Consider the following 26,416-nt stretch of genomic DNA (forward strand, 5'->3'; position numbering starts at 1 on the left):
AGAGGTTTATATGGATCGGATCGAACTGGAATTGTACTTGAACAACGTCCTCGAAACCGCGCGCTTCAAGGACTACTGCCCGAATGGACTGCAGGTGGAAGGGCGTCGGCGGGTCACGAAGATCGCGACCGGAGTGACCGCTTCGCTGGCATTTCTCGAAGCGGCGCTCGAGTGGGGCGCGGATGCCGTGCTGGTCCATCACGGTTATTTCTGGCGCAACGAGGCGCCGCAGATCACCGGGCGCAAGTACCGTCGTCTGAAGCTGCTGCTCGCCAACGACCTCAATCTGTTCGCGTTCCATCTGCCGCTCGACGACCACCCGCTGTACGGCAACAACGCACAGCTCGGCGCGCGGCTCGGCCTGATCCCCGATGAGGCCCGCTTCGGCGAAAACCGGCTCGGCTGGCTCAGCACGCTGCCGATGCCGCTCACGCTCGGACACTTCGCCGCCGAAGTCGAGCAGACGCTCGGCCGCACGCCGCTCGTGTTCGGCGATCCGGAGCGCGAGCTGCGACGCATCGGCTGGTGCACCGGCGGCGCGCAGGGCTATTTCGACGCCGCGATCGACGCCGGTGCGGACGTCTACCTGACCGGCGAAGTCTCCGAGCCGGTCGCGCATGCGGCGGCCGAAAGCGGCGTCGCATTCATTTCGGCCGGGCATCATGCGACCGAGCGTTATGGCGTTCAGGCACTCGGTACGCATATTTCCCAGACATTCGATATTGAACACCTGTTTATCGATATCGATAATCCAGTGTGAATTACTTGAAGAAAAGGATCGAAATACCCAGAGAACGCTTAAAAGGAGGTGACAAACAGTTTGCGATCCGTGCGGGGAAACCCTGACATATCAATGACTTCGCACGGTTTTTGGCAATGGCCCCTTGTAAATGCCGACTCCATTCGCGCAAACTAGCGGCGGTAGAACGACGTGACGGAAAAATCCAACTCAGAAGTGGGGCGATGTGATGCGAGACAAAGAAAGTGAACGCGTCGACGGCAGCCGCCGTACCTGGCTGATTGCGACGACCGTAGTAGGTGGCGTAGGAGGTGTTGCCACTGTCGTACCCTTTGTTAGTTCGTTTGCACCATCTGAAAAAGCCAAGGCGGCCGGCGCACCGGTCGAAGTCGATATCAGCGGTCTGAAGCCCGGCGATATGTTGACCGTCGCATGGCGCGGCAAGCCGGTCTGGATCATCAACCGCACCGACGAGATGCTCGCCGATGTCGTGAAAGCCGATAGCGAAGTCGCCGATCCCAAGTCCCTCAAGCCTTTTACGATGCCGGAGCCGGATTACTGCAAGAACGAATACCGCGCCCGTGCCGACCGCAAGAACATCCTGGTCGCCGTCGCCGTGTGCACCCATCTGGGCTGCACGCCAACGCCGCGCTTCACTGAGGGCCCGCAGCCCAATCTTCCCGACAACTGGCCCGGCGGCTTCCTGTGCCCGTGCCACGGCTCGACCTACGACATGGCCGGCCGCGTCTTCAAGAACAAACCTGCGCCCCAGAACCTCGATATCCCGCCCTACATGTTCACGTCGGCGAATACGCTCGTGATCGGCAAGGACGAGAAAGGAGAAGCGTAAATGGCGATCGAAAAAGAGGTGGAAACGACCGGACTGGTCGGATGGATCGACCGGCGCTTTCCGTTGACGTCGACGTGGAAGGCCCACGTCTCCGAGTACTACGCACCGAAGAACTTCAACTTCTGGTACTTCTTCGGCTCGCTCGCGTTGATGGTGCTGGTGCTGCAGATCGTCACCGGTATCTTCCTCGTGATGAACTATAAGCCCGATGCAACGCTCGCGTTCGCGTCGGTCGAGTACATCATGCGCGAAGTGCCGTGGGGCTGGCTGATCCGCTATCTGCACTCCACGGGCGCGTCGATGTTCTTCGTCGTCGTGTACCTGCATATGTTCCGCGGACTGCTGTACGGCTCGTATCGCAAGCCGCGCGAGCTCGTGTGGGTCTTCGGCTGCGCGATCTTCCTGTGCCTGATGGCCGAGGCGTTCTTCGGCTACCTGCTGCCGTGGGGGCAGATGTCGTTCTGGGGCGCGCAGGTGATCGTGAACCTGTTCTCGGCGATTCCGTTCATCGGACCGGACCTGTCGCTGTGGATTCGCGGCGACTATGTCGTATCGGACGTCACGCTGAACCGCTTCTTCGCATTCCATGTGATCGCGATCCCGCTCGTGCTGATCGGTCTCGTCGCGGCTCACCTGGTGGCGTTGCATGAGGTCGGCTCGAACAACCCGGACGGTATCGAGATCAAGGCGAAGAAGGACGCGAACGGCGTGCCGCTCGACGGCATTCCGTTCCACCCGTACTACTCGGTGCATGACCTGATGGGCGTGTCGGTGTTCCTGCTGATCTTCGCGGCGATCGTCTTCTTCGCGCCGGAGATGGGCGGCTACTTCCTCGAGTCGAACAACTTCATCCCCGCGAACCCGCTGCAGACGCCGCAGGAAATCGCGCCGGTGTGGTACTTCACCGCGTTCTACGCGATGCTGCGTGCGACCACCGACCCGTTCAAGATCGTGCTGATGATCGTGATCGCGCTGCTCGGCATCGTCGCGCTGGTGCGCGCACGCGGCAAGTTCAAGATCGGTCTGCCGGTGCTCGCCGTGCTGGTGATCCTCGCGATGTACTTCACCGAGTCGAAGTTCTGGGGCGTGGTCGTGATGGGCGGCGCGGTGATCTCGCTGTTCTTCCTGCCATGGCTCGATCAGTCGCCGGTGAAGTCGATCCGCTACCGGCCGTTCTTCCACAAGGTGTTTTACGGGATCTTCGTTTTCGCGTTCCTGACGCTCGGGTTTCTGGGCACGAAGCCGCCTTCGCCGGCGGCCACGCTGATCGCACAGATCTGCGCGGTGATCTACTTCGCGTTCTTCCTCGGCATGCCGTTCTGGACGAGGCTTGGCAAGTTCAAGCAGCCACCCGAACGCGTGCGGTTCAAGCCCCATTAATAGCGAGCGAGGAGAACACGAAGATGAAAAAATTACTGTCGACGCTCGTACGGGCCGGCGCCGCTTCGCTGGCGGTTGCCTGTGCGCTGCTCGGTACGCCGGTTCATGCGGATGAAAATTTTCCGCTCGACCGCGCCCCCGATAACACCGAAAATCTCGTCTCCCTGCAGCACGGTGCGCAATTGTTTGTAAACTATTGCCTGAATTGCCACAGTGCGAACCTGATGCGTTATAGCCGCCTGACGGACATCGGCATTTCGCAGAAGGAGATCGAGGCGAACCTGTTGTTCACGACGGACAAGGTCGGCAATACGATGTCCGTCGCGATGCGCCCTGAGGATGCGAAAGCGTTTTTCGGCGCGACGCCGCCGGATCTGTCGGTGGAAGCGCGAGCACGTAATCGCGACTGGCTGTACACGTATCTGCGCAGCTTCTATCGCGACAATACGCGGCCGACCGGCTGGAACAACATGGTGTACGAGAACGTGAGCATGCCTCACGTGCTGTGGCAGCTGCAGGGGCAGCGCACGGCAAAATTCGAGGATACGGTCGACTCGGAGAACGGCGAGAAGATCCACAAGTTCCTGGGCTTCCAGCAGGTCTCGCAAGGGACGCTGTCGCCGGTAGATTATGATTCGTCTGTGGCCGACCTCGTGGCTTACCTCTCGTGGATGTCCGAACCCACGCAGAAAACCCGCAAGCAGCTCGGCGTCTGGGTGCTTCTGTTCCTTGGCGTCCTGTGCTTTTTGACATGGCGATTGAACGCCGCCTACTGGAAAGATATCAAATAGTCACGCTCTGACGGGCGTGGGGCCGGCGCCAGGAAAAACCTGCGGTACGGTTTTTCCACCCGCTGGCCCTTCAGTTTTTTGAGGAAACGCAAATTATGATGGTTCTGTATTCCGGCACAACTTGCCCGTTCTCCCAGCGTTGCCGGCTGGTGTTGTTCGAAAAGGGCATGGACTTCGAGATTCGCGACGTCGACCTGTTCAATAAACCGGAAGACATCGCGGTGATGAATCCGTATGGTCAGGTGCCAATTCTCGTTGAACGGGACCTCATTCTGTACGAGTCGAACATCATCAACGAGTACATCGACGAGCGCTTCCCGCATCCGCAGCTGATGCCCGCCGATCCGGTGCAACGCGCACGCGCGCGACTGTTCCTGCTGAACTTCGAGAAAGAGCTGTTCGTGCATGTCGGCACGCTCGAGAACGAGAAGGGTAAGGCAGCGGAGAAGAATCACGAGAAGGCGCGCGTCGCCATCCGCGATCGTCTGACGCAGCTCGCGCCAATCTTCCTGAAGAACAAGTACATGCTCGGCGAAGAGTTCTCGATGCTCGACGTCGCGATCGCACCGCTGCTGTGGCGCCTGGATCATTACGGCATCGAGCTGTCGAAGAACGCCGCGCCGCTGATGAAGTACGCCGAGCGCATTTTCAGCCGTCCGGCGTATATCGAAGCACTGACGCCGTCGGAAAAGGTGATGCGCCGCTGAGCCGGCTTTGAGGGTGTGCGTACCGTGGGGTTGATGCACGTGGTTGATACACGATACGCCGCCCGGGAAGAGGATCGTTGATGCAAGAGATTTCCACCAAGCCGTATCTGCTTCGCGCGTTGTACGAGTGGTGCACGGATAACGGTTACACGCCGCACATCGCGGTGCGGGTCGACAACCAGACTCGCGTGCCGCGGCAGTTCGTGCGCGACAACGAGATCGTGCTGAACATCAGCTTCGAGGCGACGAGCCAGTTGCAGATGGGCAATGAATGGATCGAGTTCAGCGCACGCTTCTCCGGCAAGTCGCACAAGATCGAGGTACCGGTCGCGAACGTGCTGGCAATCTATGCGCGCGAGAATGGTCAGGGGATGGCGTTCCCGGTCGATTCGGCGGGCGGCGAAGCAGCGGATTCCGGTGCCGACGATCTGCCGGAAGACAGCGCAGCTCCGGCTGTCGACAGCGGTTTGCACGTTGCGGAAGCCGAGCACGATGCCCCGGCGGCTGCGGATGAGAACGACGATCCGCGTCCCGACGACGATGGTTCAAAGGGTAGTGGAAGAGGGCACCTCAAGGTCGTGAAATGAAGTAAAATCACGGCCTCATGCCGGCTTAGCTCATCAGGTAGAGCGCTTGACTTGTAATCATGAGGTGGCGGGTTCGAGTCCTGCAGCCGGCACCAAATACATCAAGTAGTACATCATCTAGCAGAGTGAATTTTTCGGGCACGCGGCATACGCGGACGTGTCCGGAAAAATCACTCTGTTTTTATTTGCGGATCAAGAAGCGTGCAATGCGCTTTGCAATTTCACGCTGGATTATCTGCTCCAGCGACTCCTCCAGAAAGCACCCTCCGCATTCGTGCAGGTTTCATCGCCGCGCGCGTCACGTTATATTCGTGACGCGTCGCTTCTGCTTGATGAGATTTGCATCGCACTACGAGATATCGAGATTTGTTAATCCTTAACCCTCAAGGTTTAGCAAGATTGGTACGTTATAGGCATCACACTCTTTTCGATCAACACAAAAATTAACAACAACACATAGCAGCGCATGTACAACATGGACTAGCGCTCAAGAGCTTAAAAAACCACACGCGTTCCTGTCGCCCACATCGCGATCGGTATTCACGCAACGGGGAAATTTTTTGGTGAATCGCAGGATCGCGGCGTCGGTATCGATCGACGTCGCTAGCCTGCGTTTGCCTGGCCGCAACTTTACGAGGAGAGTCATTTGAGAACACACAGCAGTCATCGCATCGCGATTGTCGCAGCAGCCGTCGTGGTTGCGTTGAGCGGTTGCGCGACCGAGTCGTCGCAGTCTTTGCCGGTGCCCGTCGTCAGCAGTGCGCAAGTACCGTTTACAGGCAAGCCGACCGAAATCGCAGTCGGCAAATTCGATAACCGGTCGAGCTACATGCGCGGCATTTTCTCGGACGGTATCGATCGCCTCGGCGGCCAGGCCAAGACGATCCTGATCACGAGCCTGCAGCAGAGCCGGCGCTTCAACGTGCTGGATCGCGACAACCTCGAAGAAATCAAACAGGAAGCCGGGTTCCTGAAAAAAGCCCAGGCCGTGAAGGGTGCGAATTTCGTCGTGACGGGTGACGTCACCGAGTTCGGGCGCAAGGAAGTAGGCGACCAGCAACTGTTCGGCATTCTCGGCCGTGGCAAGCAGCAGGTGGCCTATGCGAAGGTCAACCTCAACATCGTCAACACGACGACGTCCGAGGTCGTGCTGTCGAGCCAGGGCGCGGGCGAATACAGCCTGTCGAATCGCGAGATCATCGGCTTCGGCGGAACCGCGAGCTACGACTCCACGCTGAACGGCAAGGTCCTCGAACTGGCCATCCAGGAAGCCGTCAATCATCTCGCCCAGCAGGTCGACGCAGGCGCGCTCAACGCCGCGAAATAAAACGGCCGGACACGCTCATTCATTCGCTTAAAAAACAGACCATATGAAGATCGGGATTTCAATGAAAGGCGCCGCGCTGTCGCTCGCCGCTACGGGGATTTTATTGACTGGCTGCGCAGCAAACCATGCGACGCCGCCGCTGTATCAGTGGGACGGGTATCAGCCGCAGGTCTACGAATACTTCAAGGCGCAAACGGCACCGCAGGAGCAGATCGACGCGCTCGAGAAATCGCTGCAACAGATCCGCGCGAAGGGCAACCGGCCGCCGCCGGGGTTCCATGCGCATCTCGGCATGCTGTACGCGAGTGTCGGGAAGGATCAGCAGGCGGTGCAGGAATTCGAGGCTGAAAAGCAGTCGTTCCCGGAATCGTCGACCTATATGGACTTCCTGTTGAAGAAGTCCAAAACACAATAAGAGGCCGCCATGTTCAAACACATCTCACTGAAGCTTCTATCCGCCCTCTCTGCGCTGTCGCTGCTGGCCGCGTGCGCTCATCCTGTCCAGCGTCCCGACTACACCGCGTTCAAGAAGAGTCAGCCGCGTTCCATTCTGGTGTTGCCGCCGGTGAATGACACGTCGGATGTGAAGGCGACCTTCGGTCTGCTCTCGCAGGAAACGCTGCCGCTCGCCGAGGCCGGCTATTACGTGATTCCCGTCGCGCCAATGGAAGAGACGTTCAAGTACAACGGCCTCACCGATGCGACGGATATTCAGGCGGTCTCGCCCGCGAAGCTGCAGGACATCTTCGGTGTCGATGCTGCGCTCTATACGAAGGTGAGTCAGTACGGTTCCGTCTATCAGGTGATCGACAGTACGACGGTCGTGACCGCATCGGCGAAACTCGTTGATCTGAAAACAGGCGACGTCCTTTGGCAAGGTTCCGCACGCGCAACGGGCAAGGAGCTGGGCGGCAACGTCAATGTCAACGCGTTCGGATTGATCGGTGTGCTGGCGCAAGCGGCGATCAAGCAGATCGCGCACTCGCTGTCTGATGATAGCGTCGCGGTTGCGGGGTTGACGAGCAGACGTCTGTTGTCCGCTGGTCCGCCGAACGGTTTGCTGTACGGTCCGCATTCGCCGAAATTCGGCACGGACTGATTTCGGTTGTCGGTTGTATCGAGAAGACCACGAGCAGCGATGCTCGTGGTCTTTTTTCATTGGTGACAAGAATTCGGGGTCACCGGTGAGCGACACACATCGCTCACGCATTTTCATTTTTCTTCATCAGAGTCATGCATCGCGCGCCACATTGTGATGGCCTTAACGCAGCTCTCCTCGCGATGCGATTCACGTCGCGAACTCGCATCGCACGCCAGTTATCCGATAGCGAAAAGCCTTAGAGAAATCGTTAAAAAAGTCTGAGAAAGGTTAAGGATTGCCTGCTTGTAAAGCGATCTCGATCACCTATTATTCGGATCACTAAAAATTACGAAGCGCTCGATAAATGTCGATGAGCAACGCACACATTGTGCTGCGCATCGCGTTTTAACAGCCCGGCACCACCGTGCCGGTCAAATGACCGTCGATCTCTCGAGGGGGCATCATGCCCATCCATGCACCGTCGCGCATTGTGCAGGTTCTTTGCACGACACGTCGTTTGTCCGTTCTGTCGTTAATCGGTTTATCGTCGACCGGCTTGCTGGTCTCCGCTGCTCACGCGCAAGCGAGTTCAGGCAATTGGGTATCGACCCACACGCATGCGTTCAATATTCCCGCAGCTGCATCGGGCGCGCAGGCGATGACCAGTGCGGCATCCGCTGCAAGCGCCTACGCGGAGCTTGGCGCGAACGACAAGGTTCATGTCGTCGTCGCACTGAAGCTGCGCGATCAGAAGGGACTCGAGTCGTTCGTCGATCAGGTCAACCGGCCGGGTAGTCCGAACTATCGGCAATACCTGACGCCCGATCAGGTGCTGTCGACGTACGCGCCGACCGAAGCGCAGGCGAATGCGGTGGTTCAGTATCTGACGCGCGCCGGCTTCACGAACGTACGCGTCGCGAAGAATCGCCTGCTCGTGACGGCAGACGGCAACGCCGCGACGGTGAAGGCCGCGTTCAACACGAGCCTGCGACGCTTTACGCAAGATGGCCGATCGGTGTTCGCGAACACAAGCGATGCGCAGGTGCCGGCCGCGCTCGGCGATATCGTCGACTCCGTGCAGGGTCTGCAGAACGCGGTCACCGCGCACACGAACTACGTGTTGAGCAGGCCCGGTGCAAGTGCCAGCACGCAGACGCCCGCGTCCAGCCGAACCGCGGCTGCAGCGACGCCGGTGCTGACCGGACACAATCCGGTCGAGTTCTCGACTCTCTATGCGGCTGGTTCGACGCCGACTGCATCCGCGACGACAGTCGGCATTATTTCGGAGGGCGATCTTTCGCCGACACTGTCCGATCTGCAGACGTTCACGACGAACAACGGGCTGGCACCGGTGACGACCCAGGTCGTACAGACCGGGCAGCCCGGCAGTGACTACAGCGACTTGAAGCACAACGTCGAGTGGAATCTGGACAGCCAGGCGGTCGTCGGTGCTGCCGGTGGCGCGGTGAACAAGCTGGTGTTCTACGATGCACCGTCGTTGTATCTCAGCGACCTGACCGCCGCGTACAACCAGGCAGTATCGGATAACGTCGCGAAGGTGATCAATGTATCGCTCGGCGTCTGCGAAGCGAGTGCGCAAGGTGATGGCTCGCAGTCCACCGACGATTCGATCTTCAAGATCGCGATGGCGCAGGGGCAGACGTTCTCCGTATCGACTGGTGATTTCGGTGTGTACGAATGCCAGCACGGGATCGTGCCGTCGAACCTGCGCGCCGATAACGTCGTCGAACCTTCGACCTCGCCGTACGTAATCGCGGTCGGCGGTACGTCGCTCTACACGGCGAATGGTCAGTACGACCACGAGACGGCCTGGAACGAAGGGCTCAACGCGGACGGGGTGCTGGAGGCGACCGGCGGCGGTGTGAGCCAGTACGAGACAGCGCCGTCGTGGCAATCGCCGGTGACAGGAAACCGGGCGCGCGTGGTGCCGGACATCGCTTTCGAGGCAGACACGCGCAGCGGTGCGATTCTGGTCTATCAAGGACAGACCTTTGGCACGATCACCGCAGGATTACCGAACCTCGTCGGCGGCACGAGTCTCGCAGCGCCGACCTTCGCCGGCATCTGGGCGCGCGTGCAGTCGGCGAACAACAACACGCTCGCGTTTCCCGGCGCGAACATCTACAGCAAGGTGAGCGCGAATCCGGCGCTGGTTCATCCGGTGGTGTCGGGCAACAATGGTGTCGTGCGCAACGGCGTGACGTATGGCTACAGCGCGACGCCGGGCTTCGACTTCGTCACCGGCTGGGGCAGCTTCGACATTGCGCAACTGAATGCTGCATTCAGTTCGTCGCCGCCGCTCGCATCCGGTGGCAATAAAGGCGGCAGCAACGGCAACAGCAACAGCGGTAGCAGCGCCGCCCAGGACGGCACCGATCTCTTCGGCCTGCTCACGAGCATGTTCGGCGGATGGCTGCAGATCTTCTCCGGCCACCCCGGCACCTGACCTGCAATCAATAAAAGTAAATCCGATGCGTGCGCCGCTCCGGCGAGGCGCGGCACACGCTTTCGCATCGAACGTTCGACGGCTGCGGCGCACGCCGTACTACAATTCGTACCCTGTGCCGGCCGATGCATGCATGCATGCAAGCAGGCGTCGGATCCTCCGACGCCCTGTCGCAAGCGAAATGTCGCAGCTGTCGCCCCACCTTCCTCGCCACTCATGACCACACCCTATCCCACGATCACCTGGCCTGCTGCAACGGGCCCCGAAACGGCTCGCTGGCATTCGGAGGCCGGCACACCGCCGCCGAAGCGCGTCGTCACCGCGGACGACCGTACGACCGCCGACGCCGCATTCCGCCTCGCGAGCGAAGGCACCGCATTGCTGTGGATGGGCGATTACCAGAACGCCCGCCAACTGCTGCAGGCGATCGCGCGACGCATCGAACGCAAGCCGCGCAAAGCACCGGCCGATCCGAAAGACGCGTTCAACATGCATCGGCAGGCGCAATCGCAACGCGCACGCACGCTCGGCATGCTGCTGATTCCGCTCACCGGCGACTACACGGTGCCGCTGCGGCGCGCACCCGTCGTGAACCTGGCCTGTGAAGAAGCGTGGGGCGCACCGACCGGCGAAGCGTCGGTCGTGTCGTTGCGCGAACTGCTCGGGCTGGTCGGCGCGCACGAATGGCGCAAGAAGGGCGTCGAGGTCGCGGTACTCGGTGACCGCATTCATCCGTACTACGGCGTGTTCTCGCCGGTGCGCGGCGAATATCTCGATCTGGTCGCGCGCGCGCCGCTGCCGTCGCTCGAACTCGCCTTCGACATCGGCACGGGCACCGGCGTGATCGCGGCGCTACTCGCGAAGCGCGGCGTGAAGCGCATCGTCGCAACCGATCAGGATCCGCGCGCGCTCGCCTGCGCGCGTGAAAATCTCGACCGGCTCGGCTATGGCGCGCAGGTGAAGGTCGTCGAAGCCGATCTGTTTCCGCCGGGCCGCGCACCGCTGATCGTGTGCAATCCGCCGTGGGTGCCGGCGCGGCCCGCGTCGCCGGTCGAGCACGCGGTGTTCGATCCGGACAGCCGCATGCTGCTCGGCTTTCTGAACGGTCTCGCCGCGCATCTGGAGCCGGGCGGCGAGGGCTGGCTGATCCTGTCGGACTTCGCCGAACATCTCGGGCTGCGTACGCGCGCCGAGTTGCTCGAGGCGATCGCGGCGGCCGGGCTCGTGGAGATCGCGCGCGAGATCATTCGTCCGCGCCATCCGAAGGCGGCGGATGCGAGCGATCTGCTGCATGCGGCGCGTGCCGCCGAGATCACGTTCCTGTGGCGCTTGAAGGCGCGCTAGTCGCGCGGCGCGTGATCGGCTGCAGTTGAGCCGTCACGCCGCGCGAGATACGCGGCCGCACCTTCGCCCGCCGTGCGGCCGGTCGCGAAACAGGCGGTGAGCAGATAGCCGCCGGTCGGCGCTTCCCAGTCGAGCATCTCGCCCGCGCAGAACGCGCCGGGCGTGCGGCGGATCATCAGATCGGCGTCGAGCGCGTCGAACGGGATGCCGCCCGCGCTGCTGATCGCTTCTTCGATCGGCCGTGCGGCGGTCAAACGCAACGGCAGCGCCTTGATCGCACGTGCGAGCAGCGCCGTGTCGGTGAACGCTTCCTTCGACAGACACTCCCGCAGCAACCCGAACTTCGCGCCGGCGATGCCGACGCGTCCCTGCAGATGCGTCGACAGCGAACGCGAGCCGCGCGGTCGCCCGACTTCCTGCTCGACCCGTGCGACCGTCAATCCAGGCGCGAGATCCAGGTGAACGGTGACCTCGCCGTCGGCCAGCAGCCGCTCGCGGATCGGTGAGGAAAATGCGTAAATTAAACTCCCCTCAACGCCGGTCGCCGTCAAAACGAACTCACCTTTTCGATAATGGACTTTTTTGTCTACGTCGGTGACGGTGAGTGCGACGGGCTTGAGCGGCTGTCCGGCAAAGCGCTCGCGGAAATAGTCGCTCCACGGTGCGTCGAAACCGCAGTTGGCGGGCTGCAGCGGCGCGACCGGCACGCCGTGCGCAGCGACGAGCGGCACCCACGCCGCATCCGAGCCGAGGCGCGGCCAGCTTGCACCGCCGGTTGCGAGGACGAATGTGTTTGCGTCGATGTGCTTTTCGCCGTCGGGTGTTGCGAAGCGCAGTGTGTGGCTAGTTGCGTTGTCCTTCGTGGCGACGTCCCAGCCGGTCCAGCGATGCCGCATATGGAAGCGCACGCCGCTTTCCTTCAACCGGTGAAGCCACGCGCGCAGCATCGGCGCGGCTTTCATGTCTGTCGGAAAGACGCGGCCCGAGCTGCCGACGAACGTTTCGACGCCGAGCGCGCGCAGCCAGTCGCGCAGCGCATCGGGACCGAAGCTATCGAGCAGCGGCGCGATCTGCGCGCGGCGCGCACCGTAGCGCTCGACGAACTGTTCGAGCGGTTCGGAATGCGTGATGTTCATCCCGCCTTTGCCGGCCATCAGGAATTTGCGTCCGGCGGAGGGCATCGCGTCATAGACGTCGACGGCGATGCCGCGTTGGCTCAGCGCTTCGGCGGCCATGAGCCCGGCGGGGCCCGCGCCGATCACGGCGGCGGAAGCGGAGGACGGTGTGCTGATCGATGACATCGGGGAACGGGGAATGGGGCAGGCGTCGAGAGCGGCGAAGGCGCCAACGCGGCGCCGCGACGTCGCAGCGCCCGTTCAATGCCGGGGGGCGTGCGAGGTCGCCATTGTCCCATCGGTGCGCGACAGCGGCAAACGGCGTGCGTGGGTCGGGGCTGCGCTGTGCAGAGTACGAGTCACGCAGGCGACGGCCGCTGTGCGTGAGCCGCCTGCATCGGAGCGATCTGCGTCAGGGTCATCTGCATCACGGGCGGACGGCGCCAAGGCCGGCGCATCCGGGCTGCTCGCATCTAAGCGATCTGCGTCAAGGTCATCCGCATCACGGGTAAGGGGCGCCAGCGCCGGCGCGTCCGAGCCGTTTGCATCGGAGCCATCTGCGTAAAGAACACCTCTGTGGCGGCCGTTAAAGCCACCGCCACCCCACACTCACGTAATCACACCCACCTGCCAGGGCACGAATTCACTCTGCCCATAGCCATGCAGTTCGCTCTTGGAGCGTGTCCCCGACGCGCAGTCGAGCATCATCCGGAAGATCGCTTCGCCGAGTTCGTCGATGTTCGCGGTGCCGTCGATCACACCGCCGCAGTTGATGTCGATGTCGTCCTGCTGACGGTCCCACAGCGCGGTGTTGGTCGCGAGCTTCAGTGAAGGCGACGGCGCGCAGCCGTATGCCGACCCACGGCCGGTGGTGAAGCAGATCAGGTTCGCGCCGGACGCGACCTGGCCTGTCGCCGACATCGGATCGTAGCCAGGGGAATCCATGAACACGAAGCCCTTCGCATCGATCGGTTGCGCGTATTCGTAGACGCCGACGAGGTTCGTCGTGCCGCCCTTCGCCACCGCGCCGAGCGATTTCTCGAGGATCGTCGTGAGGCCACCGACCTTGTTCCCCGCCGACGGATTGTTGTCGAGCGCCGCGCCGTTACGCGAGCAGTAGTCCTGCCACCACGCGATCCGCGCGAGCAGCCGGTCGCCGACTTCCTGGTTCACCGCGCGGCGCGTCAGCAGATGTTCGGCACCGTAGATTTCCGGCGTTTCGGAGAGAATCGCGGTGCCTCCATGTTGTACCAGCCGGTCGACCGCCGCGCCGAGCGCCGGGTTCGCCGAGATGCCCGAGTAACCGTCGGAGCCACCGCATTGCAGACCGACCATCAGATGCGATGCACTCACCGGCTCGCGGCGCACGCGGTTTGCGTCGGCGAGCATTTCACGGACGGTCGCGATGCCGTGCTCGATCGTCTTGCGCGTGCCGCCGCTGTCCTGAATCGTGAAGCTGCGCAGGCGGCGCGCGTCGCCGGACAGACCACCGGCTTCGAGCACGCCGCCGATCTGGTTGGTTTCGCAGCCGAGTCCGACGAACAGCACCGACGCGAAATTCGGATGCGCCGCGTAGCCCGCGAGCGTGCGGCGCAGGATCGCGATGCCTTCGCCCTGCAGATCGATACCGCAACCGAGGCCGTGCGTGAGCGCGATCACGCCGTCGACGTTCGGGTAGTCCGCGAGCGCTTCGGGATGCACGTCGCGGCGGAAGTGATCGGCGATCGCGCGCGCGACGGTCGCCGAGCAGTTGACGCTCGTCAGCACGCCGATGAAGTTGCGTGTCGCGACTACGCCTTCGCCACCGCTCAGGCCGTCGCGGCGAATGCCCATGAAATGCGCGGGCTCGGTTGCATACGCGGTCGGATGCAGATCGGCGCCGAACGCATGCTCGCGTGCGAACTCGGCCATGCCGAGGTTGTGGACGTGCACGTGCTGCCCACGCGCGATCGCCTCACGCGCGACGCCGATGATCTGGTTGTAGCGCTTGACTGGTTCGCCCTGCGCGATCGCGCGCGTCGCGATCTTGTGACCCGGCGGCACGAGTCCGGAGACGACGAGATTTTCCGCGTCGATTCGCGTGCCCGATACGAGCTGGCGCGTGGCGATCACGACGTCGTCGTTGGGATGCAGCCGGATCACGGCGTGTGGTGTGGTCGACATGATGAATTTCGCAATGGCGTTCAGATGAATCGGTTACACGACGTGCGCGTTCAACGTGCTCTAAGCCTCGATCAAACCGGCGACCGCGCCGGCTCCGGCTCGTCGCGCTGGCCCGGATGCGCGGGCAGCGGCTCGATTTTCCCGACGATCACAAGATAGCTGAACGCGCCGAGAAAACAGAAGCCGCCCGCGACGACCAGCGGAATCGTGAACGAGCCCTTCGTCATCGAGACCATGATGCCGGTGAACGTCGTGATCACGATGCCCGCAAGGTTCGACGCGAAGTTCTGGATGCCGCCGATCGACGCGACGTGCCGGGGTGTCGGCGCGACGTCGGCGGGCAGCGACCAGATGCTGGCCGCGGCGAACGCGAGGCTGCCGTACGCGATGCCGAAGAACGCGAGCATCAGGTACACGTCCGACGTGAACGCGGACAGCGTGATCACCGACGACATCAGCATCCCGCCGACCATGCACGTCTTGCGCGACGCGGTGAGGCTCCAGCCGCGCCGGTAGAGCGCATCGGACACGTAGCCGCCGAGCCAGCCGCCGGGAATCGAGATCAGCGCGGGCACCATGCCGAGCGTGCCGAGCGACTTCAGCGAGAAACCGCGCGTCTGCACCAGGTAGCTCGGGAACCACGTGATGAAAAAGTAGATGACGAAGTTCAGGCAGAAGAAGCCGAGCATCATTCCCCACATCGTCCGGTGGCGGAACAGCGATGCCCAAGTCGCGTCGCCGGCCTGGCGCGTGCGCGGCTCGGGCACGACGTCGCGTTCGCCAGTCATGTCGCCGTGCGCGGGGCTGCGATAGATCACGAACCAGCCGACGATCCAGACGAGACCGAGCAGCCCGGTCGCGACGAACGACGCCTTCCAGCCGAGCGTGCCGATGATCAGCGCGACGACCGGAATCGACAGCGCCGAGCCGACCCGCGAGCCGCTATCGAAGATGCTGGTCGCGAGTGCGCGCTGCGCGGGCTTGAACCATTGACTGACGAGTTTCGCGCACGACGGGTACGCACCCGCCTCGCCGATGCCGAGCATCAGCCGGCAGCCGAACATCGACATCACGCTCGACGCGCCCCCGGTTGCCGCCGTGAACAGCGACCACCAGCCCACCGCGAGCGGCAGCGCGATACGCGCGCCGACGCGATCGACGAACCAGCCGAACGGCATCTGCATCAGCGCGTAAGTCCAGAAGAAGCCGCTCAGCACGAGGCCCATTTCGGCGGGCCCGATGCCGAGCGCTTTCTCGATCTGCGGAGCCGCGACCGCGAGGTTCGCGCGATCGATGTAATTCACCGCGATCGCAAGGAAGCAGAACAGGATCACCACCCAGCGCATTTTCCGCATGACAACGTCTCCTCCAAGATCGGCATCCGTCGTGTGAATGGCGCGGTCCGCTGCGATGCCGGGCTGGCGGGCCGTTTGTTGCGTGCGTTCCGCTCTGTTGGCGGAACTGCGGGTTTTTACAGCGTGTTCTGCGTGACTAAACAGTGAGCGGCTCGCGTGCGAGCGCTGCGCGCAACCGTGACTGTGCGAGTTCGAGTTTCAGTTCATGAGCGAGGTCGAGCACCGGTTGAAAGCGGCGCTGCTTCTTCTGCGCGTGATTGCGCGCAATGTCCGCGAGCCGGTGATCGAGAAACGGATTCTCGAAGCGCTCGCGCACGTCGTCGAGATAGCGGCGCGCGTCGTCGCCTTTGCCCCGCGCATCGAAGACCGGCAGTACTTCGTCATGCCATAGCGCTTCGAGATCGGCGCGCAGTATCGGGTCGCGCATCGCGTGCAGCGTGTTTTCGTCGGCGGGACGCGCGTCGGCCTGCCAGCGTTCCGCGAGGTACGTGTGGCCTAGATTGAGCAGCAGCAGCTTCAGGCGTTCGTAGTGCGGCAGGTCGTCGGTGACGATCATCGCTGCGTGTTCGCATGGCAGTACCATGCCCGGCTGCCGCTCGATCGCCCATAACGCGTACGGCTCGGCAACCGCGCCGATCGGCAGGATCGGTTCCGACACGATGCGGTCCACCAGCGAGTTCACCCAGATGCACGTGTGCTCGATGTAGCGGACGAACGCGTCGTCCGCGTGCCAGTCGCGCGCAATACTCGCGACCAGCGCACGCAGCGTGTCGCCGTTGTTCGTGATCAGCTCGCACGGCAGCAGCGTGAGCGGCGCGGCGCCCGCTTCGTAACGCGCGTGCAGCAGCACGACGAGCTTCGCGGCGAAACCACGCGGTACCGCGTGTGGATCGCGCAGCAGCGCGGCGGTGTCGTCGGGGAAGCAGGCGAAGCCGCTGTCGGCGGTATTCGACAGCACGACGCGCGCATCGTTGGCGAAGCGTTCACGCACGAGTGGCCAGTCGACGTTCGCGTCGAGCGCTTCGCTGATCGCATCGCATTCGATCGTCTCGTCGATATCGGCGTTGTCGCGGCGGCCGCGAATTCGCACCGGATAGCGCGGTGTTTCGCGCAGCGCGTCGATACGCGCACGGCTGTCGGGATTCGACGTGGTCTGCACGACCGTGACGTGGCCGAGCGCCTGGCCCGTCGCGAGCGCCTGCGCGATGAAGAAATCGGCGTGTGCCTGCAGGAAGCGGCTCGTGCCGAACTGGAGGATCGGGTTGTTCGTGTTCGTCGGGTTCATCGATGCGGGGATCGTGGCTGCAGTGACAGCGGAGACTGCGCGAGCGACGCCGCACGGCATGTGCCCGCAACGCCAACCGACGACCGACGCGCACGCGCGGACGACGAAGCGAAACGGCAGCACGCTTGACCGGCAGAATTCATCGCAGGGTCGCAGTAGAGTGGGGGCGGCGGGGCCGACGGTCACGGATCGAAGCGGATATGACCCGCTGTCGATCGATCTATTTCGGCCTGACCAGTTGCCGATAGTAGGTGCGATTTGCTAATCTGGTCAAGCCAGTTTGTGAGTGACCTTTAGCGCGAGAACAGGTCGTTTCCCGGTTCGCCTGTCCGGACGCGGGCCCGGCTGATTACAATTCACGCTTTCCCGGGGCTGTTCCGGTCGTTCGTATTTTTCCTGGTTGTTGTCTGGAGGCGCTGTGCCCGCCAAACCCGTCGAAACGCGTCGTCTCTATCTGCAGATTGCCGACAAGCTGCGCGCACTGATCGAGCAGCAAGGCTTCGCACCGAGCGGACGCCTGCCATCCGAACGCGAACTCGCGCAGACGCTCGGCGTGTCGCGGCCGTCGGTGCGTGAAGCGCTGGTGGCGCTGGAACTGGAAGGGCGCGTGGAGATCCGGATGGGCTCGGGCGTCTACGTGACCGACACGTCGCGCGTGATCGCCACGCCCGATCCGGAGAAGCTCGGCGAAAGTCCGCGCGAGAACATGGAAGCGCGCGCGCTGATCGAAGGCGCGATCGCGGCGGCGGTCGCACCGTTCGCGCGGCCGAAGGCATTGAAGGCGCTACGTGCGCTGTTCGAGCGGATGGCGCAGGAGGTCGAGGCGGGACAGGTGCCGATCGCAGCCGACCGGCAGTTTCATCTGGCGATCGCGCAGATGACGGACAACGACGTGGTGGTGCGGACGGTCGGCGATCTGTTCGACGAGCGGCATCGTCCGCTGTCGTCGAAGCTGCGCGTGCATTTCGAAGGCGAGGATACGTGGGCTACGGCGCTCGACGAGCATCGCGCGATTCTCGAAGCGCTCGAGGCACGCGACGCCGTGCAGGCGCACGCGGCGATGCAGCGGCACCTCAAGCTGTCGTATGCACGGCTGATGACACGCCTCGGCCGGTAATCGCACCGGCGCTGAGGCGTGAGATAGATCCGGCTAGCCCGGATAAGCTTCGTCGACCTTGAGTCCGGCGAGCTTGAAGATGACCCGCAGCGTTTGCGGCTTGATGTCGCGTCGCGACGCGAGCGTCGTCATCACGAAGTCGAGCACCTTCGCGTATTTGAGCATCGTCAGGCAGGTTTCCAGATCGACGCTGCCGTCGCGCATCGCTTCGGCGAGTCGAAGCATCTCGACCGAAATGTCACGCGCCATTTCGAGTTCGATCTGCTGTTTTTCCGACCACGCCGGCGTCGCCATCAGCTTCGCAAGCAGCTCCTGAAACTTCTGCTCGGCGCTTCCTTGGGGTATCGCGTCCATTGCCGCCTCTTGATCTTCTGAGCGCGCTCTCTGTTGAGGTCGCGGCGCGCTGCAGGTTACGTAACGTTCGAACCCGTGTTCCGGGTCCGACCTCCCCACATGCCCGGCGGTCCGGCCGTCCGAAAACGACGGCCGCCGGCTTTCCTTGTTGTTCTGCGGGCCCCGACAGGCGGGCCGGCTTACGGCATCGTGTCGTGGCGTTCACCCCGCGCCACGCACGTCCACAACAGAGCACGAAGTATTCCAGGTGAGGGTGCAGCTAAGTGATCACTGAGTGACCACATGAGTGTCCACAGGAGTGGACTGCAAACGGGTCGCGCGGCTGCCCGAACGGTCGATCCGTATCGGGTTGCCGCGCTTTGGGTAAACTGGCAGCAACTTTTCTCTTTTTCCGTCGCCTGTCGCACGTTCGCGATGCAATGGGCGGCGGTTTCGATCGATGTCCGGCAAAACTCACGAAATCCGTCCCAACCAGTCCGTCGAACTGCTGAAGGAGCTGCACATCCTGACGCGCGACGGCAAGATGAATCAGGACAGCCGCCGCAAGCTGAAGCAGGTGTATCACCTGTTCCAGTTCATCGAGCCGCTGCTGACCGAGCTGAAGGCCGCGCAGCCCGAGATCACGCTGGTCGATCACGGCGCGGGCAAGTCGTACCTCGGCTTCATCCTGTACGACCTGTTCTTCAAGGAGCAGCACGACGCGTCGCGGATCTACGGGATCGAGACGCGCGAAGAACTGGTGACGAAGTCCGAAGAGCTGGCGGCGCGGCTCGGCTTTGGCGGGATGTCGTTTCTCAATCTGTCGGTGGCGGACTCGATCGTGTCCGATCGCCTGCCGCCCACCGTCGACATCGTCACCGCGCTGCACGCATGCGACACCGCCACCGACGACGCGATCCGCTTCGCGTTACGCAAACAGGCGAAGTACATCGTCGTGGTGCCGTGCTGTCAGGCGGAAGTGGCGGGCGTGCTGCGGCGGAACAAGAACCGCTCGCTCGGTCATGCGCTGACGGAAATCTGGCGCCATCCGCTGCATACGCGCGAGTTCGGCAGCCAGATCACCAACGTGCTGCGGTGTCTGCAGCTTGAGGCGCATGGCTATCAGGTCAGCGTGACCGAACTGGTCGGCTGGGAACACTCGATGAAAAACGAGCTGATCATCGCGCAGTACAAGGACTTGCCGCGTGGGCGTCCGACGGAACGGCTCGCGGAGGTGATGGAGACGCTGGGAATCGCCGAGTTGCAGGAGCGGTTTTTTGTTGCGGCTTGAGGTGGCTTGCGGGAGTGGTCGCGTGGGCGTCGTAGCGGCTCAGTCCGCTTCCGGCGCGCTCATCCACTCGGCCCAGCCCGCGTGGCCCAGACGACGCAGTGTTTCGATGTTGCGCTCGTAGATATCGGCGGCATCGGGAAACGCGTCGACCGCGCGCTCGATGCTCGCTTCGCGCAGCAGATGCAGGATCGGCCACGGCGCGCGATTCGTGTAGTTCTCGATGTCGTCGGGTTCGTTGCCTTCGAACTGATACTGCGGATGGAAGCTCGCAATCTGCAGCTCGCCTTCGAGGCGCAACTGCTTCAGCAACCGGTCGGCGAAGAACAGGCAGTCGTTGTAGTCGGCGAAATCGGCGAGTGCGTGCGGCACGATCAGCAGGGTCGTGTCGATCGTGGCCGGGTCGGCGTCGACGAGTGCACGTAATTCCGCTTCGAGATCGGTCAGCACGCCTTCCATGTCGGTCGCTTCGCTGATTGCGTAGCGGATCTGCTGCTTCACGTGAACGGCCTTCGCGAACGGGCACAGGTTCAGGCCGATTACCGCGCGCGTGAGCCAGTGACGTGTCTCGCTGAGGATCGTCGCGTGGGTGGTGTCGTCGAGCGGCATCACGGTTGCTCCGGCGCGGTCTGTGGGCATGATGCAGAGACGAGTTGCGCGGCGACGCGCGCGGCAACGGCAACTGGTCCGCTGGTCGGGCCGTAGGTCTGGCTCGCGGCGTAGATTCCTTCGATCAGCAATGCCAGCGCGTTAGCGAGCGCGACCGGATCGTCGGCGCGGGCTTCGGTCGCGAGTTCGGTCAGGCGGGCCATCAGCTTCGTCTTGTTGCGCGCGACGCACTGACGCGCCGGATGCGCCGGGTCCGGAAATTCCGCCGACACGTTGACGAACGGACAGCCGCGATAGTCGGGCACCGACGCACGCGACAACAGATCCTCGAAATACTGCGCGATCTGCTTCACCGGTTCGCCGGGATGCTTCGCGACGCTGCGTTCGAAGCGTCGGAAAAAGCCTTCGTCCGAACGCTCAAGATAAGCGACCACCAGATCGTCTTTCGACGAGAACTGCCGGTACAGGCTCATCTTGTTGACGCCCGCGCGCTCGACCACCGCGTCGACGCCGACGGCCCGCACGCCTTCGCGATAGAAGAGTTCGGCTGCGGCATCCAGCAGATGCGTCTGCGCTTCATGGCCGGCCATCTGCGTACGAGGACGACGGGCGGCTCGCGGTTTGGCGTTCGCGTCGATGTTGGCGTTCATGGCACATCACCTTCAGGGTTATTGCTTCGATGGCTTGACATGTTACCGATCGGTAACTAACATCGCAACTCTCTTTGTGACAGATCTGTCACAAGTCCCTTACCGGATCGGCAACAATCCGGCAGGCAACGAGAATCGGCGCTGTCCGCAACGGGCGGCCAACAGGAGAACCGATGAACTGGGCAGCAAGAAGAATCGGCGCACGTTTCCACTACGGCTGGCTCACGGTGGCCGTCGTGTTTCTGGTGTTGCTCGCGGCCGCCGGCACGCGTGCGACGCCGAGCGTGATGATGGTGCCGCTCGAACATCAATTCGGCTGGAGCCGCGCGACGATCTCGCTCGCGATCTCCGTGAACATCGCGCTGTACGGTCTGATGGGACCGTTCGCGGCCGCAGCGATGCAACGCTTCGGCGTGCGGCCCACGGTGCTGATCGCGCTGGGGACGATGGCGGCCGGCGTCGCGTTGTCGTCGCTGATGACGCACCCGTGGCAGATGATCCTGATCTGGGGCGTGATGGTCGGTGGTGCGACGGGCGTTGCTGCGCTGTCGCTGTCGGCGACGGTCGTGAATCGCTGGTTCACCACGCATCGCGGTCTCGTGATGGGCATTCTCACCGCGAGTTCGGCGACTGGCCAACTGGTGTTCCTGCCGTTGCTTGCCGCTGTCGCCGAGCATCAGGGCTGGCGTCAGGTGGTGTGGATCGTCGCGGGTGCGGCTGCGGTCGTGTTGCCGCTGGTCGCGTTCCTGCTGCCCGAGCGTCCCGCCGACGTGATGCTGCGTCCGTTTGGCGAAGCGCCCGGTGCGCCGCTCGCGACCGCCGTGCAGACGAAGAATCCGCTGCAGATCGCATTCGGCACGCTCGCATCGGCGAGCCGCACGCGCGACTTCTGGCTGCTGTTCTTCAGCTTCTTTATCTGCGGCGCGAGTACTAACGGCTATATCGGCACGCATTTGATCGCGATGTGCGGCGACTACGGGATGACCGAAGTGCAGGGCGCGTCGCTGCTCGCCGCGATGGGCATCTTCGATCTGTTCGGCACGACGCTGTCGGGTTGGCTGTCGGACCGCTTCAATAGTCGCGTGCTGCTGTTCTGGTACTACGGGCTGCGCGGACTGTCGCTGATGTATCTGCCGCACGCATTCGGTATCGACTTCTACGGCCTGCCGATCTTCGCGATCTTCTACGGTCTCGACTGGATCGCCACCGTGCCGCCGACCGTGCGTCTCGCCACCGACGTCTACGGCAAGGACGCCGCGCCGGTCGTGTTCGGCTGGGTGGTCGCGGGGCATCAGCTAGGTGCCGCGTTCGCTGCGCTCGGCGCCGGCATGCTGCGCTCGAGCCTCGGCACGTACACGGTTGCATCGATGATCTCGGGCGGCCTGTGCCTCGTCGCGTCGGTGCTGGTGCTGCGTATCAATCGACGCGACCGGCCGGTTGCTGCGCAGCCGGTCTGATCGCCGCTCGCCGCTGCTTTCGACGCGGCGGCGAGCGACAGATCTCCACACACAGTGGATGGGTCTCCACGCACGATGAAGCGCGTTTCACGAAGCCCGGGTTATGCTACGTCTCCCGGGCGTTCGCCCGTCGACCAAACCTCGACTGAGAGAAACGCATGACCACCAAACCCGCAGCGACCGATGTTTCCATTCACGATCTGCTTGCCGGCCGTTGGAGCCCGCGAGCCTTCTCGAATGAACCGGTGACTCGCGAGCAACTGCATTCGATCCTCGAGGCGGCCCGCTGGGCGCCTTCTTCATACAACGCGCAGCCGTGGCGCTTCGTCGTGTTCGACCGCAGCACCGATGAAGCCGCGTACAAGCGCGCGTTCGCGACGCTCGTGCCGTTCAACCAGGGCTGGAATGGTCCGGTGCCGGTGCTGATCGCGGTCACGACGCAGACGTTGACGAGCAAGGGCGACGTCAATCGCTGCGCGCCGTACGATGCGGGCGCGGCAGCGATGTCGCTGGTGTTGCAGGCGCATGCGCTGGGTCTTGCCGCGCATCAGATGGCCGGCGTCGACGTGAACGCGTTTCGCAAGGAGTTCAGCATCCCCGACGACATCGAAGTGATCGCGATGATCGCGGTCGGTCACTACGGCGATCCGGCGAAACTCGATCCGGCGTTGCGCGATCGCGAACGCGCTGCGCGTACGCGTGTGCCGCTCGGCGAAGTTGCGTTTGCAGGGGCGTGGAAGAAGCCGTTCTGAATTTGAGTGGCTGTTGTTGTTTGATCGATGTGAAAACGCGTGGTGTGTACCGCGCGTTTTTTTTATGGGCGCGTGCGTTCAGTGCCAATCAATCGTCCGTGACTGCGGACAGCGGCGCCGCGACGCTCTCCAGCGATTTCCTCTCTGCATCGACACCCCAGATCGACACGATGATCGCTGCAGCGATCATCAGCGCCGAGCCGACCAGATAGCCGGTGTACACCTCACTGCGCTGATGCGAGTCGATCAGCCGCCCAAAAAACGCCGGACCCGCGATGCCACCGAGCGCCGTGCCGAACGCATAAAAGACGGCGATCGCGAGCGCACGGATTTCGAGCGGAAACGATTCGCTGACGGTCAGATACGCCGAACTCGCCGCCGCCGACGCGAAGAAAAAAATTATCATCCACGCGATCGTCTGCGTCGTCACGGTGAGCCACTGCTGCTCGAACAGATAGCCACTGCCGGCGAGCAGAATCCCCGACAGCGCGTAAGTCGTCGCGATCATCTTGCGTCGGCCGATCACGTCGAACAGTCTGCCAAGCAACAGCGGTCCGAGAAAATTGCCGAGCGCGAACGGCAGCAGATACCAGCCGATGTGATCGCCCGGCACGCGATAAAAATCCGTGAGCACGAGCGCGTACGTGAAGAAGATCGCGTTGTAGAAGAACGCCTGCGCGGTCATCAGCGAGAGGCCGACCAGCGAGCGTCGCCGGTGCAGCGTGAAGAGCGCATGGAACACTTCGCGCAGCGCGGTGTGCGAGCGTGCGCGTAACCGCAGCAGCGGCGCATGGTCGATCGTCGGCAGTGTGTGGCCTTGTGCGCGAAAGCGCGTCTCGATGTTTTCGACGATCGTGCGCGCTTCGTCAGGCTGACCGTGCGTCAGCAGCCAGCGCGGGCTTTCGGGCACCCATGCGCGCATCGGCAGGATCGCGAGCGCGAGCGCCGCGCCGATGAAGAAGCACGCACGCCAGCCCCAGTCGCCTGGCAGCAGGCCGGGGTCGAGCAATACCAATGAGCCCGCTGCGCCGATCCCCGCACCGATCCAGAACGTCCCGTTGATCGCGAGGTCGGTCCAGCCGCGCACGCGCGCCGGCGTGAACTCCTGGATCGTCGAGTTGATCGCGGTGTATTCGCCGCCGATCCCCGCACCGGTCAGAAAGCGGAACACGATGAAGCTCGCGAGATTCCACGACAGCGCGGTCGCGGCGGTTGCTGCGAGATACAGCGCGAGCGTGATGAAGAACAGCTTGCGCCGGCCGAGCCGGTCGGTCAGCCAGCCGAAGCCGAGCGCGCCGAGCACGGCACCCGCGATGTACGCGCTGCCGGTCAGCCCGACATCCGCATTCGAAAAGTGCAGCGCGGGGCTCGTCTTCAGCGCGCTCGCGACCGCGCCTGCCAGCGTCACCTCGAGTCCGTCGAGCAGCCACGTGATGCCGAGCGCCGCGACGATCAGCGAATGAAAGCGGCCCCACGGCAGGCGGTCGAGCCGCGCGGGCAGGTCGGTCTCGACGATCGCGGGCGATGTCTCGCGCGCGGCGACGGTGGACGGCTCGGTCATTTCCGCTTGTCTCCCGGATCGGTGGAATTGGACGGTTATCCGGCGGAAGCGAGCAATTTCCGTTCCGCGGGCCGGTTGCCGGGCGTCGCGGTTTCGTGATAAAAAGCCCGTCCTCTTTCTGTCGGCGGCGGCTTTTCGCGATGACTTACTGTGCGATTGACTTCGGCACGTCGAATTCGGCGGTCGCGTTGCCCGATGCCGGCGTGCTGCGGCTCGCGCCTGTCGAAGGCGACTTCACGACGCTGCCGACCGCTGTCTTCTTCAACACCGACGAGAATACGCGCGCATTCGGTCGTGCCGCGATCGACGCGTATGTCGACGGCTTCGACGGCCGGCTGATGCGCTCGATGAAGAGCATCCTCGGCTCGGCGCTCGCGGAGACCACGACCGATCTCGGCGACGGCTCCGCGATCCGCTACACCGACATCATCGCGATCTTCGTCGATCATCTGAAGCGTCGCGCTGAAGCGGCTGCGGGCGAATCGATCGGGCGCGCGGTGCTCGGGCGGCCGGTGTTCTTCGTCGACGACGATCCGCGCGCGGATCTGCTCGCGCAGCAGCAGCTCGAGGCGGCGGCGCGTTCGGTGGGGCTGAACGAAATCCACTTCCAGTACGAACCGATCGCGGCCGCCTTCGACTACGAATCGCATCTGAACAAGGAAGGGCTCGTGCTGGTCGCCGACATCGGCGGCGGCACGTCGGACTTTTCGCTCGTGCGCGTGGGCCCCGAGCGGATGAAGCAGATCGACCGCAAGGACGACGTGCTCGCGCATCACGGCGTGCACGTCGCGGGCACCGACTTCGACCGGCGCGTCGAACTCGCGACGATCCTGCGCGAACTCGGCAACCAGAGCTTCGATCCCGAAGGCCGCGAGGTGCCGAACCGCGTCTACTTCGATCTCGCGACCTGGCATCTGATCAACACCGTGTACGCGCCGAAGCGCGTCAGCGAACTGTCGCTGATGCGGCACCTGTACACCGATGTGCGTCATCACGATCGCCTGATGCGCGTGGTCGAACGACGGCTCGGTCATGCGCTCGCGGCGCACGCGGAAGAAGCGAAGATCGGCGTCGCTGCCGGCGGCGAAACGCTGATTGATCTCGACGACGTGGAAGACGATCTGCGTCTCGCATTCGACGAAACGCAACTCGTCGCGGCCGGTCACGACGAGACGCAGCGGATCGTGCAGGCGGCCCGCGAGACGGTCAAGGCGGCGGGCATCGCGACGCAGGACGTGACCGCGATCTATTTCACCGGTGGGTCGACGGGGCTGAAGTTTTTGTCGGCTGCGTTAGCGGCGGCGTTTCCGGATGCGGAGCCGGTGTTCGGCGACCGTCTCGCGAGCGTCGCGACCGGGCTCGGCATTCACGCGCAGCGGCTCTTTCGATGAATCGATGAATCGCTGAGGTTCGCGTTTTGTGCCGTTATGGTTTATCGCCTGCGCAATAAACCGCGAC

The 26,416-nt window shown here is 63.1% G+C and carries 24 protein-coding genes and 1 tRNA gene; 17 read left to right on the forward strand and 8 right to left on the reverse strand.

All coding sequences use genetic code 11. The features are described 5' to 3' along the window. Positions 1-10: 10 nt before the first annotated feature. The 12 genes from E1748_RS30825 to E1748_RS30880 all read left to right on the forward strand — a co-directional run bounded on the left by E1748_RS30825 (position 11) and on the right by E1748_RS30880 (position 11,273). A complete protein-coding gene (locus E1748_RS30825; protein ID WP_133651095.1) occupies positions 11-760 on the forward strand; it encodes a Nif3-like dinuclear metal center hexameric protein in 750 nt (249 codons plus the stop codon). Positions 761-968: 208 nt separating this feature from the next. Beyond that, the gene (gene petA / locus E1748_RS30830; RefSeq protein ID WP_133651096.1) at positions 969-1,589 is read left to right on the forward strand and encodes a ubiquinol-cytochrome c reductase iron-sulfur subunit; all 621 of its coding nucleotides are present in this window, start codon (positions 969-971) and stop codon (positions 1,587-1,589) included. Then, the gene (locus E1748_RS30835) at positions 1,590-2,969 is read left to right on the forward strand and encodes a cytochrome b (protein ID WP_133651097.1); all 1,380 of its coding nucleotides are present in this window, start codon (positions 1,590-1,592) and stop codon (positions 2,967-2,969) included. A 23-nt stretch (positions 2,970-2,992) separates the two neighbouring features. Beyond that, the gene (locus E1748_RS30840; RefSeq protein WP_133651098.1) at positions 2,993-3,760 is read left to right on the forward strand and encodes a cytochrome c1; all 768 of its coding nucleotides are present in this window, start codon (positions 2,993-2,995) and stop codon (positions 3,758-3,760) included. Positions 3,761-3,855: 95 nt separating this feature from the next. Next, entirely contained in the window at positions 3,856-4,467 is a 612-nt protein-coding gene (locus E1748_RS30845) for a glutathione S-transferase N-terminal domain-containing protein (protein ID WP_133651099.1), read from the forward strand. Between the two features lie 80 nt (positions 4,468-4,547). Next, positions 4,548-5,054, forward strand: a complete 507-nt coding sequence (locus E1748_RS30850) for a ClpXP protease specificity-enhancing factor (RefSeq protein WP_133651100.1) — start codon at positions 4,548-4,550, stop codon at positions 5,052-5,054. 19 nt (positions 5,055-5,073) lie between these two features. Then, positions 5,074-5,149, forward strand: a tRNA-Thr gene (locus E1748_RS30855). A 551-nt stretch (positions 5,150-5,700) separates the two neighbouring features. Then, entirely contained in the window at positions 5,701-6,381 is a 681-nt protein-coding gene (locus tag E1748_RS30860; RefSeq protein ID WP_133651101.1) for a CsgG/HfaB family protein, read from the forward strand. A gap of 43 nt (positions 6,382-6,424) precedes the next feature. Next, positions 6,425-6,796, forward strand: a complete 372-nt coding sequence (locus tag E1748_RS30865) for a DUF4810 domain-containing protein (protein WP_338119609.1) — start codon at positions 6,425-6,427, stop codon at positions 6,794-6,796. 9 nt (positions 6,797-6,805) lie between these two features. Then, a complete protein-coding gene (locus tag E1748_RS30870; RefSeq protein ID WP_133651102.1) occupies positions 6,806-7,480 on the forward strand; it encodes a DUF799 domain-containing protein in 675 nt (224 codons plus the stop codon). A 445-nt stretch (positions 7,481-7,925) separates the two neighbouring features. Further along, positions 7,926-9,929, forward strand: a complete 2,004-nt coding sequence (locus E1748_RS30875; RefSeq protein ID WP_133651103.1) for a S53 family peptidase — start codon at positions 7,926-7,928, stop codon at positions 9,927-9,929. A gap of 216 nt (positions 9,930-10,145) precedes the next feature. Next, positions 10,146-11,273: a methyltransferase gene (locus E1748_RS30880; RefSeq protein ID WP_133651104.1), complete on the forward strand. Its 1,128-nt coding sequence runs from the start codon at positions 10,146-10,148 to the stop codon at positions 11,271-11,273. Here the strand turns inward: E1748_RS30880 and E1748_RS30885 are convergent. The 4 genes from E1748_RS30885 to E1748_RS30900 form a co-directional block, all read right to left on the reverse strand. Then, positions 11,270-12,574, reverse strand: a complete 1,305-nt coding sequence (locus tag E1748_RS30885; protein ID WP_133651105.1) for a TIGR03862 family flavoprotein — start codon at positions 12,572-12,574, stop codon at positions 11,270-11,272. The two genes, E1748_RS30880 and E1748_RS30885, sit on opposite strands and share 4 nt — an antisense overlap. 423 nt (positions 12,575-12,997) lie before the next feature. Beyond that, positions 12,998-14,551, reverse strand: coding sequence for a UxaA family hydrolase (locus E1748_RS30890; RefSeq protein WP_133651106.1), 1,554 nt, complete (start codon positions 14,549-14,551; stop codon positions 12,998-13,000). A 71-nt stretch (positions 14,552-14,622) separates the two neighbouring features. Further along, on the reverse strand, positions 14,623-15,906 hold the full coding sequence (locus tag E1748_RS30895) for an MFS transporter (RefSeq protein WP_133651107.1): 1,284 nt from the start codon (positions 15,904-15,906) through the stop codon (positions 14,623-14,625). Between the two features lie 136 nt (positions 15,907-16,042). After that, entirely contained in the window at positions 16,043-17,191 is a 1,149-nt protein-coding gene (locus tag E1748_RS30900) for a mannitol dehydrogenase family protein (protein ID WP_133651108.1), read from the reverse strand. A 418-nt stretch (positions 17,192-17,609) separates the two neighbouring features. Between E1748_RS30900 and E1748_RS30905 the strand changes: the two genes are divergently transcribed. Continuing rightward, positions 17,610-18,308 (forward strand): FadR/GntR family transcriptional regulator, encoded by a 699-nt coding sequence (locus E1748_RS30905; protein ID WP_133651109.1) that lies wholly within the window; start codon positions 17,610-17,612, stop codon positions 18,306-18,308. 33 nt (positions 18,309-18,341) lie between these two features. Here E1748_RS30905 and E1748_RS30910 read toward each other — a convergent pair whose 3' ends face one another. Continuing rightward, positions 18,342-18,662: a type II toxin-antitoxin system HicA family toxin gene (locus E1748_RS30910; protein ID WP_133651110.1), complete on the reverse strand. Its 321-nt coding sequence runs from the start codon at positions 18,660-18,662 to the stop codon at positions 18,342-18,344. Between the two features lie 439 nt (positions 18,663-19,101). Here E1748_RS30910 and E1748_RS30915 point away from each other — a divergent pair, with 439 nt between their 5' ends. After that, positions 19,102-19,932: a class I SAM-dependent methyltransferase gene (locus E1748_RS30915; protein WP_133651111.1), complete on the forward strand. Its 831-nt coding sequence runs from the start codon at positions 19,102-19,104 to the stop codon at positions 19,930-19,932. Between the two features lie 39 nt (positions 19,933-19,971). Here the strand turns inward: E1748_RS30915 and E1748_RS30920 are convergent, their stop codons facing one another. After that, positions 19,972-20,538, reverse strand: a complete 567-nt coding sequence (locus E1748_RS30920) for a DUF1415 domain-containing protein (protein ID WP_133651178.1) — start codon at positions 20,536-20,538, stop codon at positions 19,972-19,974. Continuing rightward, on the reverse strand, positions 20,538-21,188 hold the full coding sequence (locus tag E1748_RS30925; protein ID WP_133651112.1) for a TetR/AcrR family transcriptional regulator: 651 nt from the start codon (positions 21,186-21,188) through the stop codon (positions 20,538-20,540). Before E1748_RS30925 ends, E1748_RS30920 begins: the two co-directional genes overlap by 1 nt. Before the next feature lie 173 nt (positions 21,189-21,361). On the opposite strand from E1748_RS30925, the gene E1748_RS30930 reads away from it, so the two are divergent. Both E1748_RS30930 and E1748_RS30935 read left to right on the forward strand, forming a co-directional pair. After that, positions 21,362-22,645: an MFS transporter gene (locus tag E1748_RS30930; protein ID WP_133651113.1), complete on the forward strand. Its 1,284-nt coding sequence runs from the start codon at positions 21,362-21,364 to the stop codon at positions 22,643-22,645. A gap of 158 nt (positions 22,646-22,803) precedes the next feature. Next, positions 22,804-23,397 carry a nitroreductase family protein gene (locus E1748_RS30935; protein WP_133651114.1) on the forward strand — a complete coding sequence of 198 codons (594 nt, stop codon included), beginning with the start codon at positions 22,804-22,806 and terminating at the stop codon, positions 23,395-23,397. A gap of 88 nt (positions 23,398-23,485) precedes the next feature. Here the strand turns inward: E1748_RS30935 and E1748_RS30940 are convergent, their stop codons facing one another. After that, positions 23,486-24,958, reverse strand: coding sequence for an MFS transporter (locus E1748_RS30940; protein ID WP_133651115.1), 1,473 nt, complete (start codon positions 24,956-24,958; stop codon positions 23,486-23,488). Positions 24,959-25,098: 140 nt separating this feature from the next. On the opposite strand from E1748_RS30940, the gene E1748_RS30945 reads away from it, so the two are divergent. Next, positions 25,099-26,349 carry an Hsp70 family protein gene (locus tag E1748_RS30945; RefSeq protein ID WP_133651116.1) on the forward strand — a complete coding sequence of 417 codons (1,251 nt, stop codon included), beginning with the start codon at positions 25,099-25,101 and terminating at the stop codon, positions 26,347-26,349. The last annotated feature ends 67 nt before the right edge of the window (positions 26,350-26,416 follow it).

It is taken from the genome of Paraburkholderia flava (assembly GCF_004359985.1).
Taxonomy (GTDB): domain Bacteria; phylum Pseudomonadota; class Gammaproteobacteria; order Burkholderiales; family Burkholderiaceae; genus Paraburkholderia; species Paraburkholderia flava.